Below are 14,825 nucleotides of genomic sequence, written 5' to 3'. Positions count from 1 at the left end.
CTTGAGGCTCGGTATTGCAATTGTAATATGACTATTCCGGTGTAGGTTCCCAGCTGATTCTTCGTAGTAGGTATGATCTGGCCCAGTGGTGGCACTTAGCCGGGTACAAAATATATCCGAGTGAAAATCAATAGGAACTGAATATTCCCTAATAAGCTCGACAGGTAGGTGAACTTTTGCGGTTCCCTGACGTTGGGTCCAGTAGTATATTTGTAAGAATCAACTTCATTCCTGGGTCTGTTACTGTTGGGCTCGTTTGGTGCCCTGGCCAAAGCTGAAGCTGATAGACTCTTGTTTACGCATGGACGAAACCTTATTCGACGTCAATCTGCAGCAGCTTCCCGATGAGTACCTCACTGGGGAGTGGTGCGTGGCTGAACGGGTGCTCAACCGCAATAGCCCGGACAGTGCCCTGGCCCAGGCCACCCGGCTGCTGCTGACGCCCGGCATGGTGCAGGTACACGCTCCCGCCCTGCACGATTCCGGCCAGTGGTCGGTGCAGCGTGACTCGCTGCTCAACCGCCCCTACCTGGAGCTGCAACTGCTACAGGAGGAAACCAAGGCTCTTATTACCCGGCTCCGGCGCTCCGCCGACGGGTTGCAGAGCCAGCTTAACTTATATTTCCAGTCGGGCATGGAGTTGCAGCTCGCCCAGCCTTGTTGATTACGTTTCATGGTCAATTCTGAATTTGTCTCGAACGAGGAGCTTACCCGTCGGCAGGCCGAGGAGCAGTTCCGCCTTTTCGCTGATTTTATCCCCCAGCTGGTCTGGTTCACAGACCCCACCGGTTTTCATACCTATTTCAATCAGCGCTGGATCGACTACACTGGCTACTCGCTCAAGGACAGCGTAGGGCCCGATATGTGGAACAACCTGCTCCACCCCGACGACCAGCAGCGCGCCCGGCAGGTGTGGGGCCATTCGCTAGCCACCGGCGACTTCTACGAAATAGAATACCGCTTCAAAGGAAAAAACGGCGAATTCCGTTGGTTTTTGGGCCAAGCTCAGCCTCAGTATGATGAAGCCGGCAACATCCGGCAGTGGTTTGGCACCTGTACCGATATTCACGACCAGAAGCTTACCGAGCTGGCCCTGCGCCGCCGTGAGCAGGAACTGGAGCGGGCCTACGCCGACCTCGAAGTAAAAGTAACTTTCCGCAACCTGGAGCTAGAGCGGCAGGTCCAGGACTTGCGTCGGCGCTTGGGCGAAGAAGCCTGAGCCCCTGAGTTCGAACACAAAAAAAGGTCTCCCTTGCCGGGAGACCTTTTTTTGTGTTCGAACAAAGCAGCGCGTTAAGCGGTAAGCATTCCCGGACGCTGAGTCCCGAAGCCGAACAACCTCGGCCGTAAGCTTCTGCGGTAAAGTCATCTTCTCATTCTTTCATTCCGGTGAATCCAACTTCCCCTGCCTCTTTCCCGCACGAGTCGTTGGCTTCGGCCGGGCCGCCCAGGCGTCGCTGGCCCTACTGGGTTGGGGGTGTATTCCTGTTGCTGGTGCTGCTAGTGAGTCTGGCCCTGCTGCTGCTCGACCCATGGCTGCGCACTACCCTGGAAAAGCAGGTGGCCACCCAAACCCAGGGGCGCTACCGCCTGCAAATCGGGGAGCTGCATACCAGCCTCTGGTACCGCTCGGTGCAGTTGCGCAACATCCGGCTCCGGCCTGCCCAGGCCGGCTCCCAATGGAGCCAAGCCAAGCTGCCCCGCCTACTGGCCGATGTACCTGTCCTGCGCATCACCGGTATCGGCCTGGGGGCCCTGCTGCGTGGCTCCGTCGTGCCCATCGACTCGGTGGTGCTGGCCGGCGCCCGGCTGCGGGTGCTCGAACTGCCCGGCAAACAGCCGGCCGGGCAGCCCCTGCACGAGCAGCTACCCAAGCATCTGGACGGGCTGCGCATTGGATATTTGGGTTTGCTGGGCTGGCAAGTGGCGTATGGGCCCGAGCGGCTGCCGCTGGCTAGTGTGCGTCAGGCCAGCTTCACGGCCCAGGATATGCTGCTGACGGCCGCCGGTGCGGCCGACTCGCAGCGGGTCGGCTACGCGGCGGCCGTAGCGGGGCAGCTGACCGGCGCCGTCGGTACCGTGGCCGAGCACCGGATACGAGTGGGGCACGCCGCCTATTGTACCCGCCGGCAGCAGGTTGCCCTCGACTCTGTGCGCGTGTGGTCGTTGCAGAATATCCAGCAGCAGGGGGCTGCTATCCGGGTGCAGCTGGTGCTGCCGCGGCTGCTAGTGAGTGGGGTGAGCAGCGCCGAGCTGCGGCGCCGGCACCTGCGCCTCGACTCCGTAACGCTAACCCGGCCTTGGGTAACGGCGGCCCTGCCCTTGCAGCCCCCGCCGCCTCTGCACGAAGTGGTGGCTCCCGTGCTCAACTACCTGGAAATAGCTCACCTGCGGGTAGAGCAAGGCCAGCTCCGGCTAACGGCCATCAAACCCAAGCCCCGGATTCAGGATATTCAACTGCAGGCTGAAAACATATTGCTGACGGCGGCTGGTGCCGGGCAGGCCCGGCGGATATGGTATGCCCGCAGCTGGACGGTGCGTACGGGCCGGGTCCAAAGCATGGTGTCGGCGCCGGTGTACTGGCTGGGTATCCGGAGCACCGAGCTGCGTACCAGTACGGGCCTGCTGCGGGCCAATGGCATCACGATTCGGCCTACAATGAGCCCGGCGGCCCTGGCCCGCTACAAAGGCCACCAGACGCCCCACATAACGGTGCAGGCCCCGGGCGTGCAGATTTCGGGGTTCGACTTCGCCGCTTTTAGTCACCACAATGCCCTGCTGGCCCAGACCGTGGAACTGAGCAAGCTGCGCGTACTGGTAGCCGGCGACGGCCGTTTCCCACTGAACCCGGAGCCTTCGATGGTTACCCAGGAGTCGTTGGCCAAGCTGCCTATGCAGCTTAACCTGCGGCGTATTATGCTTACCAACGGCTACGTGGCTACGTCCTACGTAGGTCCTAAAACCGGTGAAAGCGGCCACGTAACCTTCAACCGCATCGGCCTAACGCTGCGCAACGTGACCAACAACCCGCGCCTGATGACTCGCGCCACGCCCTTGCTAGTAGAGGCCAGCGGCTGGCTGCAAAACAGCTGGTACGCCCGGGCCACCTTCCGCATCCCGGTGCTCGACCCCAGCGGCGCCCACAGCGGGGAAGGGTCGTTTGGCCCCGGTTCCATCACCCTGCTCAACCCCGTAACCGAGCCCAGCCGCCTGGTGCGCTTCGCCAGCGGCGACGTGCGCCGGGCCACGGTGCAGCTGCGCGGCAACCGCCAGGGTATTACCGGCACCATGCGGGCCGAGTATTCCAACCTGAAACTGACGCTGCTCAGCCAGCAGGGCGGCGCCGATCAAAAAACGCTGACAACCAAAATCGGCTCCAAGCTGCTCAACGGCATCCTCATCCGCGACGAGAACCCGCGGGGGCTGGGACCCGACCGGCTCAAGGTTGGCTCGATGCAAAGCCGCCGCGACCTGCGGGTGTCGGTGTTGTCACTGTGGCGGCAAGGGCTGGTCAGTGGTTTGCTCAATAGTATCGGGGTGCCCAAAAAACTAGCGCAAAGCATTAGTGAAAAGCCTTAACGGCCTGACACGGCGGCTTTGCGCTAGTGGCTTGAGACGGACGAAGGTACTGTTAGAATTTCAGCTTGACGATGCTGTAATTCGCTGTCGGCGGGGTCGTCTGGGCCTGCAGCGCGTTGAGGTTGGAGTAAAGCACGTAGGTTTCCTTCTCGTTGCGGCGAGCCAGTGTGGTTGGGTACTGCGGCAGGGTTTCAAAGGTGCCCGTCACGGCCGCATCGGCGAAGGCGTTGGTGGTAGCCAGCCGGTATACTTTGGCCTGCGAATTAGTTACGGCATAAACCGTGGAAACATCCTGAAAGGCCAAGCCATCGAGGCCGACCAGGTTTTGGCTGACGGTGACCTTGGTGAAGGTCGTGGGGGCGTCGAGGGGCACTTTGAACAAACTGCCGTCGTCGGATTTGGCGACTAGCAAATAGCCGTCGGGGTGCAACTCGATGCCGTTCAGACCAAACTTGCCGGCGGGAGCCCGCAGGCGCTCATCTTCCAGAAAGACGGAAGCTACGCCCGTTTCATCGACTTTGTAGATGATAGGCGCGAAACTGTCGGTGATGTAGGCGTTGCCATTCTGGTCAACAGCTACGTCGTTGGCGAAATGATTTTCGTCGGGGCGTAGTCTACCCAGATCTACGAAGCTGAGCGTACGGCCGAAGCTGTCGAAGCTGGCCAGGGCGGCGAGCTTGTTCTTGGTGGCCGCGCTGGTACGGGTTGTATTGTAGCCCGGGTCGGAGACGGCTACCAGCAGGCGGTTGCGTAGCTCATCGATTTGCAGCCCTACCGTCGAAATCAGCCGGGGGTCGGTGGCAAAGACGCTGTAAGTGTTGTTGCGGACCTGGCCCACGGTGCCATTGGTTTGGGAGCTTACCAGAAACCGGCCGTTGTTGGTATCCAGCTCCACGCCCTCGGGATAGAGGTTGTTTTGGGTGAAAGGCACCACGTCGGGGCCGTCCGGCACCACTACGGTGTCCGGGTCCACGGGGTCGTTCAGGCAGGCCGACAGGCTCAGGGTACTGATCAGCAGGGCAGCCCGGGTGAGCGAGCTGCGCTGCCGGAGAAGGGAAGGAATAGAACTCATGCTAACTAGCGGGTGGGTTGAAGTTACAAGTAGGAGCGGTGGCCGGGAAATGACGGTCGAGGTCAAAACCTTCTGCCCCTGCTTAAAGTTGCCAGGGCAGCTACTCTTGGTTTGTATGGCCCCGTCATCATCGTCTCTGCCCCGTAAGCTGGTCAAAGGTAATCTGCCGACCAAAATATGCCTCACTTGCGGCCGGCCGTTTGAGTACCGCAAGAAGTGGCGCAACTGCTGGGATGAGGTGCGCTACTGCGGCGAAAAGTGCCAGCGCAACAAGGCTGGAGCATCCACGGCCTGAGCGGCTCGCCTAGCGCCGCAGGGTACTAACTGTCGCTGTCGGCTCCGTATTGCCTATAACCATGCGGCGGGTGTATATTGACCGCAAAAATCCCCATGAACCGACGTCTTTTTCTGCGCAACAGCGGCCTGGCCAGCGTGGCCCTTTCCACCTGGACGCTGAGCGGCTGCACCGCCGAATCCAAAGAGCCGGCCGCGGCCCTGGCCGTCGACCCCGACCAAGCCGCCGCTACCAACAGCTTCGAGCTCCAGGAAGCCACCATCAGCGACCTGCAGGCCAAGCTCAAGAGTGGGGAATACACGGCCCGCCGCCTGACCGAGCTGTACTTGCAGCGCATTGAAGCCATCGACCAGAACGGGCCCCGCCTGCGCGCCGTCATCGAAGTAAACCCCGACGCCCTGAAGCTGGCCGACGCCCTGGACCAGGAACGCAAAAACGGCAAAGTGCGCGGGCCTTTACACGGCATTCCGGTGCTGATCAAAGACAACATCGATACGGCCGACCAAATGCAAACCACGGCCGGAGCGTTGGCCTTGGCCGGCCACAAAGCCAAGCAGGATGCCTTTATCGTGCAGCGCCTGCGGGCTGCTGGGGCCGTGCTGCTGGGCAAAACTAACCTGAGCGAGTGGGCCAACTTCCGCTCCACGCGCTCCACCAGCGGCTGGAGCAGCCGGGGCGGCCAAACCAAAAACGCCTACATCCTCGACCGGACACCCAGCGGCTCCAGCTCAGGCTCGGGCGTGGCCGTGGCCGCCAACCTCTGCGCCGTGGCCATCGGCACCGAAACCGACGGCTCGGTGGTGTCGCCGGCCTCGTGCTCGGGCATTGTGGGCATCAAGCCCACCGTGGGTCTGCTCAGCCGCTCAGGCATCATCCCGATTTCGGCCACCCAGGACACGGCCGGTCCCATGGCCCGCACCGTGCGCGACGCGGCCCTGCTGCTGGGCGCCCTCACCGGCGTCGATACCGCCGATGCCGTAACTCAGGAGAGCACCGGTAAAAATGTTGCCGATTACACCACTTTTCTCAAGCCCGACGGGCTGAAGGGCAAGCGGCTGGGGGTGGAGAAAAACCACCTGAAAGGCAATTCCGACGCTATTCCGTTGCTGCAGGCGGCCCTGGAAGTACTCAAAGCGCAGGGTGCAACCATCGTGGAGGTGGAAGTCGAAAAGCTGACCGACCCGCTGGGCGAAGCCGAGTACGACGTGCTGCTCTACGAGTTCAAGGATGGCGTGAATAAGTACCTGAGCACGGCCGGCGCCTCGGTGAAAACCGTGGCCGACGTTATGGCTTTCAACCTGCAGAACAAGGCCAAGGCCATGCCCTTCTTCCAGCAGGAAATTTTGGAAGCGGCCAACAAAACCGACGGCCTGAGCAGTGCCAAATACCAGGCGGCCCGCAAAAAAAGCCAGGGCGGGGCCCGGCAGGCCCTCGACACGGTGCTGCGCGACAACCGCCTCGATGCGCTGGTAGCCGTCACCAACGGCCCCGCGCCCTGCCTCGACCTAATCAACGGCGACTCTTGGAAGGGCCCGGGCTTTTCGTCGCCGGCGGCTATGGCGGGCTACCCGCACATTACCGTGCCCATGGGCCAGGCCCACGGCTTACCGGTGGGGTTGTCGTTCGTGGCTGGGACCTACCAGGAAGGCCCACTGCTGGGCCTGGCCTATGCCTACGAACAAGCCTCGAAAAAGCGCGTGATTCCACAGTTCGGAGCCCCATTCGTGGGCTAAGGCATTGGTAGCAACCTGGGTAATGCCGCAGTAGCCTGTTACTAGGCTGCTGCGGCGTGCGCCATTGCTATGGTGAGCAGAAAGGTGAGCCCGCCGACCAGAACGAGGAAGCCGGTCCATTTCTACGGTTCGATAAGCCTGATCTTAAACCGGCCATGCTTATCCTACAGCCTATTGTACCAACGTTTCGGTGAGTAGGCCGTTGAGCAAGGCGGTGAGCTGGCTAGCTTCGTGGTGAATAGCCAGCGTATCTACCGGGTTGCCGGCCACATCCACGGCGGCTCCGGTACTGCCAATTTCGGCCAGCATCGTCAGGCTGTGAACCAGGGAAGGCACGGTCAGGTAGGGTTGTCCGGCAACGGCCAGTAGCGTAGCCCCCACGCGGCGCAGCTCCAGCAGCAGCATTACCGTTGTGGCCAGCTGTCGGAGCAATTCCTGCTCGTCGGCAGAAAAATCCCGGACCTGATGGTCGATAACGCAGAGAGAACCGATGTTGAAGCCGTCGGCGGTTTGCAACGGGTGACCGGCGTAAAATTCCAGGCGCAGGGCCTGCTGCACGGTGGGCTCAATCAGGGTGCAGGGGTTGGCGCTCAGGCTCTCAAACACCGTAACCTCATCGTGCAGCACGGCTACCGAGCACAGGCTTTCCGAGCGGTGCACCCGTCCGGCATCGGGCAGGCCGAAATTGGCTTTAAACCATACGCTGTCTTCCTCCACCAACGACACCAGGGCAATGGGCGCCCGGAAGAGTTTGGCTGTCAGAGCGGCCAAGTCGTCAAAAAGGCTTTCTGGAGCCGTGCCCACCACCTGATAACGGCTCAGCGCCAATAGTCGGTCCTCTTCGTTGCTGGGAATCAAGGACGAGGGCGAAAACGGCATGGAAAACTACGTAGAAGGCAATACGGGTTTGTACGGGTAGAAAAGTTATTCGATGAATAGGATTTGTTGAATGTTTTGTGGATAGAGCAGAGCCAGCTCACCTGAACCTTCTCTTTATCAGTAAAGCACGCTGCTTTTCCGTCTCGGGCAAGGTGGCCGCTCCTGCCAGCACGGCAAGTTTTGTACGCCGAGCGCTATTCCGGTGACCGGGCTGCTGGAACTGCGGCTGGAGTAGGCAGAAACGGTTAAGGAGGTGTTGTTATTCTACGGCAACTGAGCTTCAATAATCCGCTTTTCTACGTCTAAGCTGATCAACGTAATGGCGGGTAAATGACTGCCTAACTCATTCTTGCTTAAATAGCTGTTAAGTGAAACTGCGCCTAAGTGCACAACCAGCTTATACAGTTTCTGACTGGAATTTCCGCCCTTAGTGCGGCCTTCATCCAGCCAAGCCCGCAAAGTAATCCGTCGGCTTTTCGCTACGTGTTCGGGCCGATAGTCTTCCGCCCACTCGGGGCCCAGGATTCCGTCACACCAATAGCCCTTGATAGTGACAAGCAAGGCTTCGGACAACTGCCATTCGAGGTGCTTAAGAAAATCCTGGTCTATCATATAGCGGAAAGGAGGCTACCCCCTAAGGGGTTTGCCGTGGACGTACTGATCGAATGTTACGGACAAGCCGAGCCGTGCAAGCCGCACAATATGGCTCTTGGCGAGATATAGCTGAGTAAATATCCCGGTGGATATGTGGTAACGCAGGGTAATAAAAATATCATTGTCGCCAGTGTGCTCGGCAAGGGCGCTTATGCCAGGAATATCCTGTTCCAGATAGGTGAGGAATTCGTCCAGTTTCTCTTCGAACGTACCGGGCGTATCGGCTGACTCGAACGACAAGCCGCTGTAAGTGTACTCCCCTGCCTTGTTGGTAAATAAGTCGCCCTTGCGGATAATTTCACTTGGCGTAAGCTGCGTCAGGCCCAGCAGAAACTCGCTGTTTTGCTCCTCTAAGGTAGCTAAGTAGTATAAGTGAATGCGCGGCTCTGCATCTACTCCATTAAGCTCAATAGATCCTTCTATATCAAAACTAACCCCAATATAGAACGGCTCATCCTTCACGGCAACGTATCCGGTGGCCCGGCCAATATCCTGCCGGATAACAATGCCTTCTATCTTGGGCTGCTCGTCGGCCAGCTCTACCTCCATGCAAGTCAGTAACTGCTTGGTCATTTCCCACGATGGCGTAAGCAGTTCCTGATGGATGAGTTTGGTAATGGTGTCAGTCATAGATTTTGTGGCCGAGCGGTAAGCAGAAATGGCTTCTAAAAAGAAGATGTTCAGTCTTTGGAAGAAAGCAAGTAAATCAGCTCCTGCTCAACCCGTACCTTTGCGGCTTCAAAGTCGCACAAAGCAGGTGCTAGTATAGAAGGTAGCCTTATTTTTTAGGTCGATTATACCACCTATAGTCCTTCCACTGCTTCAACTTGCTCCACTGTTTGGGAGGGTTCTGGGGTGTTTTGCTGGTGAAGCCTAGATATTCACCGCCTAAATCAACCAGCACTTTAAGCAAAGAGTTAACGGCGTATTCCTGGTCAAGATACTGATACACCGTAACGGCGTCAGGTCTCGCTGTGAATTCTATTGAGTAAAAAGGCCCGTACCATGAACCCGCGGGAGAACACACTTCAAGCTCCATATTCTGGATATGGTTGTAGGCTAGCTTACCGTGCTTAATTCTGTCCCTGATGGCAGCGGCTTGTTCGTACTGCTGCGCTGATAGGTAAGCTTCCTTGTCTATGGCATACTTAGATTCCAAGTTCTGAACAGCGGCTGCATCTGCAATGAGCAAAGGCAGGATTTGAGAAGGTTTCGTTTGTAATTCATATATGTCAGCTAAGTCTGCGTAGGCAACGTGAACCTTGGCTGTAAGGAAAATGTCTAGCCCGGTCTGCACCTCATATTGCCTCTTGATGACTGAAAAGCTAGGTAGGCCTTGTGGAAAGCGGATGGTGGTAGTGCTTAAGCCCATAGTAATCGGAGTATGCCACCAGAAAGTCGGATCCAGTGGATAGGTATTGTAATTGATTGTAAATCTATAGGCTATAGTAGCCCGCAGAAACCCGTACCTTTGCGGCTTCAAAGCCCCGCAAAGTAGGATGATTTCTATTACTGACCTCGATTTTCACTTCGGCTCGCGCACCCTCTACGACAAGGCCAGCCTTCATATCAAACCCAAGGATAAGATTGGCCTGATCGGGCTCAACGGCCGGGGCAAATCCACGCTGCTGCGCATTCTGGTGGGCGAGTACAAGCCCGACGGCGGCAGCATCTCCATGAGCAAGGACGTGAGCCTGGGCTTCCTGAACCAGGATTTGCTCAGCTACGACTCCCACGAGCCCATCCTGATTGTGGCCATGCAGGCCTTTGGCGAGGCGTTGGAAGTGCAGAAGAAAATCGACGAGGTGCTGCTGGAGTTCGAAACCAACTACACCGATGACCTGGTCGAGAAGCTGGCCGACCTGCAGGAGCGCTTCGAGGCCCTGGGCGGCTACACCATGCAGGCCCGCACCGAGGAAATTCTGGAAGGTCTGGGCTTTACTACTGAGGAGCTACAGAAGCCGCTGAAGCAGTTTTCGGGCGGCTGGCGCATGCGCGTAATGCTGGCCAAAATCCTCTTGCAGCAACCCTCTCTGCTGCTGCTGGACGAACCAACCAACCACTTGGACTTGCCCTCCATCAAGTGGATTGAAAACTACCTGGCTGGCTACGAAGGCGCCGTTATTATCGTGAGTCACGACCGGGAATTCCTGGACCGCACCACCAATACCACCGTGGAGGTTACCGGCGGCAAGCTGGTGCCTTACGCGGGCAACTACTCCTTCTACCTCGAAGAGAAAGAGGAGCGCAACGCCATTCAGAAGGGCGCTTTCGAAAACCAGCAGGCCCAGATTCGCCAGGCCGAGCGCTTTATTGAGCGGTTTAAGGCCAAGGCCTCGAAAGCCAAGCAGGCCCAGAGCCGGGTCAAGGCCCTCGACAAGCTAGAGCGCATCGAGGACGTAGCTGCCGACGACGCCAAGGTGAACATCAAGTTCAACTTCACCGTGACGCCCGGCCGCCACATTTTGCGCATGGAGCACGTGGGCAAGAAGTACGGCGAGAAGCTCATCTTCCGCGACACCCACGTCCACATCGAGCGGGGCGACAAAATCGCCCTTATTGGGGCCAACGGTAAGGGCAAGTCCACGCTGATGCGCCTGGTGGCGGGTCAGGAGGCGCCCACGACCGGCAACCACCAGCTGGGCCACAACGTCATCATGTCGTTCTACGCTCAGCACCAGCTCGAAAGCCTGCGCATCGACAACGAGATTCTGCAGGAAATGGTGGAGGCCGGCTCCAAGCGCTCCGAAATGGAGCTGCGCTCGGTGCTGGGTTCCTTCCTGTTCACCGGCGACGAGGTTTACAAGAAAATCAAGGTGCTCTCGGGCGGTGAGAAAAGCCGGGTGGCGCTGGCTAAAACCCTGATTTCGGAGGCCAATTTCCTGCTGCTCGACGAACCGACCAACCACTTGGACATGCAGTCGGTGAACATCCTGATTCAGGCCCTGGACCAGTACGAAGGCACCTACATCGTGATTAGCCACGACCGGTTCTTCGTGGAAAACGTGGCCAACAAAATCTGGTACATTGAGGACTACCAGCTCAAGGAGTACCCTGGCACCTACGCCGAGTATGAGCAGTGGCAGGAAGACCGGGACAAGGCGGCCAAGAAGGCTGGCCTGCCCTCGCCTTCGGCTCCGAAGCCTTTGCCTAAGGAGGAGAAGAAGCCGGTTTCCAGCTCCGAGCGCGAAGCCAATCAGCAGGAGCTCAAGAAGGTAAACAAGGAGCTCAAGGAAATCGAAGGCAAAATCAGCACCCTGGAGAAGGAGCTGGCCGTGTACGAAAAGCAACTGGCCGACCCCAATATCTACAACAACACCGCCCAGCTCAAAGACGCCACGGTGAAGTTTGAACAGGTGAAAAAAGAGCTCAACCGCACCAACGACCAGTGGGAAAAGCTGGCTGAGCGCGTCGAAGTGCTGGAGAAGTAAAGCGCGGCCCCTAGTAAAAGCCCCGCCCGAAGCACATAGCTTCGGGCGGGGCTTTTTATGTTGCAATGGTTTCGGCTTTGGGTTCGGGTGAGTTGCGGAGCAATGCGCTTTCCCTGCCTGCAGGATTGGTAGGGCTTATTCCGCAAGCACGTTCAGTTCACTTGCTAAGATGTCGGTCATCAGGTAATGCGCCCAGATACCAGCATACCAATTGAAAGGCGTGTTGATGTAAAACCGGCTTGAAAGCACCAGCCGGGTACGGCCTCCAGGTAGGGAGTGCAATTCATAGACATCTTCCAAGATGTCGAGGTGTTTGCCCCCAATCAGGATGTGTTCGTCCATAACAGCCGCCGGAGTGGCGTTGGGGTTTGCATCGACGCGGAGCACCAGTAAGCGTTCCGACTCGTATTTGGTTACGGTTTCCTGGAAGTACAGGCCCTTTTCGTAATAGGCCATTCGGGTGCCGCCAACACGTAGCGTATCCAGGGTAGTACTCACGTGCTTAGGAAATCCGAGCAGCGCTGCAAAAGACGTTTCATCGGCGTGCTGGCGTAGCTGCTTGTTGCTGAGTAGCTTCTTCCATACGTCGGCAGCGGGGGCATTCAGTATGACGGCTTTTTCAATTACCATTTGCTTGGGTGTCAAGGCTTTTTCTCCTTCGATGGAACCCAGCAGTAGCGGCACAATGAAGACCAAGGACACATTCAGGGTGTTGGGTTTTTGCCAGTTGTCTACGCCTTTCGTTTTGGGCTTGCGCAGCCAATAGGCGACTACGCCCCCAATGCCAGCAGCTACCGCGAAAATAGGGAAAGCCATCAACCAGCAGATAGTCCCCTCCATATTCAGACAAATAGTGACTACCAGCAATACTAGGCTGGTAAGCCAGGGCGTGAAGAATGCCGCGGCGCCAGTAGCTATTTTTCGGGCCGGCATCAGTATCACAGTTAGAAACCCGATGAGCGACGGCACAAAAAACAGGAAGGTGACACTCATAATTTCCAGCAAGCCACTCGCGGAGCCAAACAACAGCCGAATCAGTAACCCATGCGCAGCGGCCAGGGCAATAGCAAACAAGGATTTCATGGGCTTCTGAGATAGGGGTGAAAGGCTTTAAATGCTTGGATAGCAGGCGCTGGCTGCTGGCTGTTTGCTTCAGATTAAGCGCTTGACGGTCACGAAAACAACGTCTTTCTTGCAGTTGTACCGTATCGGGAGCGTATCGCCCAAGCCCTTGCTGATGAGGTAGAGGCAACGGCCAACCGTTGTTTTTAGAATATTCCACCGGTAGAATAATCTGCCGGGGAAAAGGCCCTTGGCGGACTGCCAAAACACGAACTGGCTGCCGTGCAAATGACCGGCAAATGCCAAATCGGGGAGGCTGCGCAGTTTAGTGATGTTGATGGGCTTGTGCAGACACAGAATGCTGAAGTCTACGTCCTCGGTCAGCTTGGTGGGGTCGGCGGAAATCCGAACCTGATAGCCATCGAGTGTGATGTGAGCTGCCGTATCGGTCAGCCACACCAGCTTGTTGCGTTCGGCCAGCTGCCGAAGCCGCTCCACGCCAAAGAAAACGTCATGATTACCCGCTACGGCAAAAACCAGCTCCCGATCTGCCAGAAACTCCAGTAGCCGAGCGAAGTGCCGCAGGCCTTTGGCGCAATCCACATAGTCGCCGCCGAGCAGCAGTATCCGAGGATTCAAGCGGGCAATAGTCTGTTCGAGTTGGTGGATGGTAGGGCCGCTCCAAGAGGTCAGGTGCAGATCGGAAAGATAGAGCACAGTGAAGCTGGGCCCAGTGGCGGTCAGGTAGGTTTCTTCTCGCACCTCGAAGTCATGATTGTACCCTATTTCTAACCTCATATCTGTACCAGAGAACAATCGACAAACAACCAATATGCCATTTGCGCCACGGATTTCGACGATCCAGCAGCCCGGACAGCATGTAAATGGCAATGATAAATACCCACAGCAGGGCCTTGCCGAAACCGATTCGGTAGGTTTGTTTGATGCTGGCTTGAATGGGATTCTCGACCCCATCAATCAGCAAGGGAAACAGGAATAGAAAATGCACTTCGAACACGTAAAAAACCAGGACTGCCATCGGCGTCAGCAGCAAGTGTATCTTCCCCAAGGCGAAACAAGACGTTAGGAAGGCTAGTAGGCTAAGACCATATTTCAAATAGCCGTAGTAACTGAAATTGGTGGATGCTCTAAACACTGCTGCGGACTCCGGCTCATCTACATGCAACTTTTCGAACATCCAGCGTGCCCCCGCGTCGAAAATAGTGCTGGGAAAGACCTGCTGCACCTGCGCGGGCCGTTTATTGAACTGCCTTTCACTCTCGCTAAGTAGGCGTCCGACTGTCATTGGCAGAAGATAAAATGAAACCAGGCCAGCCAGGCAGCTCCGTTGCCGAATACCAGCATTCGATGGTAGAGGGTTTCCCGGGGTCCACACCGTTTGATGTGAAAAACGAACTCATCATAGCTAATGGCTACTACAGTGTAAATCAGCACTAGCAAGATGGGAATAAGCCAAATGGTGGGGTTGGAGTGCATCATGGCCAGCCACATCAGAACAAACATCGGCACGCCTCCCAGGCCCAGCGCTGCTGCTTCGGCATCCCGCTCTTTCTTTGGAATTTTCATATTGAGCGGATTGCGGTGGTAGCGCCAGTCCAGCACGCCGCCAACCGTAGCAATGCCCCCCGCAACACCCATAATCAGGAATTGCCACGGCAGGTAAGGCAGGTCAGGAGTAAGCCCCAACTTGTCGTTGCCTTGGAATAGCAGCAGTAAAAGTCCGAATAAAATGGGCGGAACAAAGAGCAGGACCAGGGAAGCATAGGGTCGATACGGCTTGAGGTAGAGCATTTTATAGAGCTGCGCGGGTTAGCAGGGTTGACAGGCGGTCGAGGTTGTGCCGGTAGACGCCTGATTTTGGGCTTTGTATGGGAAGAGTACGTAGGGTCGCTTTAGTAGTAAAAGAACTTTGTATTTCAAAGTAAATGTATTCTCAGGTAATTACCAAGCGAGTCGTTGAAAAACCGGTTGCGACAGCCAATCCGGGTTTTTCAACGACTCGCAGTGGCCGCTAAGACTTTTGGTAGCTAGTAAGTTAGCTTGGGTGGGGGTGTAGCTGCGGCAAGTTTGTAGCTCTAAGAGTTGCTAAAAGCCACGCG

Annotated in this window: 15 protein-coding genes; 6 read left to right on the top strand and 9 right to left on the bottom strand. The window is 57.2% G+C overall.

The genetic code is table 11. The features are described from left to right. The first annotated feature begins 301 nt into the window (after positions 1-301). From MUN80_RS22470 to MUN80_RS22460, 3 genes are all read left to right on the top strand, one after another. Positions 302-664 (top strand): hypothetical protein, encoded by a 363-nt coding sequence (locus tag MUN80_RS22470; protein WP_244716554.1) that lies wholly within the window; start codon positions 302-304, stop codon positions 662-664. A 9-nt stretch (positions 665-673) separates the two neighbouring features. Next, complete coding sequence (locus MUN80_RS22465) at positions 674-1,219, top strand: PAS domain-containing protein (protein WP_244716552.1); 546 nt, start codon at positions 674-676, stop codon at positions 1,217-1,219. 170 nt (positions 1,220-1,389) lie between these two features. Next, complete coding sequence (locus MUN80_RS22460) at positions 1,390-3,579, top strand: hypothetical protein (protein WP_244716550.1); 2,190 nt, start codon at positions 1,390-1,392, stop codon at positions 3,577-3,579. 52 nt (positions 3,580-3,631) lie between these two features. Here the strand turns inward: MUN80_RS22460 and MUN80_RS22455 are convergent, their stop codons facing one another. Then, on the bottom strand, positions 3,632-4,651 hold the full coding sequence (locus MUN80_RS22455) for a hypothetical protein (RefSeq protein WP_244716548.1): 1,020 nt from the start codon (positions 4,649-4,651) through the stop codon (positions 3,632-3,634). Positions 4,652-4,766: 115 nt separating this feature from the next. Here MUN80_RS22455 and MUN80_RS22450 point away from each other — a divergent pair, with 115 nt between their 5' ends. Further along, on the top strand, positions 4,767-4,946 hold the full coding sequence (locus tag MUN80_RS22450; RefSeq protein WP_244716546.1) for a DUF2256 domain-containing protein: 180 nt from the start codon (positions 4,767-4,769) through the stop codon (positions 4,944-4,946). Positions 4,947-5,041: 95 nt separating this feature from the next. After that, a complete protein-coding gene (locus MUN80_RS22445) occupies positions 5,042-6,679 on the top strand; it encodes an amidase (protein ID WP_244716544.1) in 1,638 nt (545 codons plus the stop codon). 171 nt (positions 6,680-6,850) lie between these two features. On the opposite strand, the gene MUN80_RS22440 is transcribed toward MUN80_RS22445, so the two are convergent. From MUN80_RS22440 to MUN80_RS22425, 4 genes are all read right to left on the bottom strand, one after another. Next, positions 6,851-7,558: a GAF domain-containing protein gene (locus tag MUN80_RS22440; RefSeq protein WP_244716542.1), complete on the bottom strand. Its 708-nt coding sequence runs from the start codon at positions 7,556-7,558 to the stop codon at positions 6,851-6,853. A 264-nt stretch (positions 7,559-7,822) separates the two neighbouring features. Then, entirely contained in the window at positions 7,823-8,170 is a 348-nt protein-coding gene (locus MUN80_RS22435) for a hypothetical protein (protein WP_244716540.1), read from the bottom strand. Between the two features lie 15 nt (positions 8,171-8,185). Then, positions 8,186-8,842 (bottom strand): DUF4279 domain-containing protein, encoded by a 657-nt coding sequence (locus MUN80_RS22430; protein ID WP_244716538.1) that lies wholly within the window; start codon positions 8,840-8,842, stop codon positions 8,186-8,188. 148 nt (positions 8,843-8,990) lie between these two features. After that, positions 8,991-9,584, bottom strand: a complete 594-nt coding sequence (locus MUN80_RS22425) for a UvrB/UvrC motif-containing protein (protein ID WP_244716536.1) — start codon at positions 9,582-9,584, stop codon at positions 8,991-8,993. A 127-nt stretch (positions 9,585-9,711) separates the two neighbouring features. Here MUN80_RS22425 and MUN80_RS22420 point away from each other — a divergent pair, with 127 nt between their 5' ends. Further along, the gene (locus MUN80_RS22420) at positions 9,712-11,643 is read left to right on the top strand and encodes an ABC-F family ATP-binding cassette domain-containing protein (protein WP_244716534.1); all 1,932 of its coding nucleotides are present in this window, start codon (positions 9,712-9,714) and stop codon (positions 11,641-11,643) included. Positions 11,644-11,778: 135 nt separating this feature from the next. Here the strand turns inward: MUN80_RS22420 and MUN80_RS22415 are convergent, their stop codons facing one another. From MUN80_RS22415 to MUN80_RS22400, 4 genes are all read right to left on the bottom strand, one after another. After that, entirely contained in the window at positions 11,779-12,726 is a 948-nt protein-coding gene (locus MUN80_RS22415) for an SRPBCC family protein (protein WP_244716532.1), read from the bottom strand. A 69-nt stretch (positions 12,727-12,795) separates the two neighbouring features. After that, positions 12,796-13,503 (bottom strand): metallophosphoesterase, encoded by a 708-nt coding sequence (locus tag MUN80_RS22410; RefSeq protein WP_244716530.1) that lies wholly within the window; start codon positions 13,501-13,503, stop codon positions 12,796-12,798. After that, positions 13,475-14,011, bottom strand: coding sequence for a hypothetical protein (locus MUN80_RS22405; protein ID WP_244716528.1), 537 nt, complete (start codon positions 14,009-14,011; stop codon positions 13,475-13,477). The genes MUN80_RS22410 and MUN80_RS22405 overlap by 29 nt, the downstream gene beginning before the upstream one ends. After that, positions 14,008-14,517 (bottom strand): hypothetical protein, encoded by a 510-nt coding sequence (locus MUN80_RS22400; protein ID WP_244716526.1) that lies wholly within the window; start codon positions 14,515-14,517, stop codon positions 14,008-14,010. Before MUN80_RS22400 ends, MUN80_RS22405 begins: the two co-directional genes overlap by 4 nt. Between the last annotated feature and the right edge of the window lie 308 nt (positions 14,518-14,825).

Source organism: Hymenobacter cellulosivorans (assembly GCF_022919135.1).
GTDB classification, from domain to species: Bacteria; Bacteroidota; Bacteroidia; order Cytophagales; family Hymenobacteraceae; genus Hymenobacter; species Hymenobacter cellulosivorans.
Note: the sequence above shows the minus strand (reverse complement) of the source record. Positions and strands in the feature narration are given on the sequence as shown.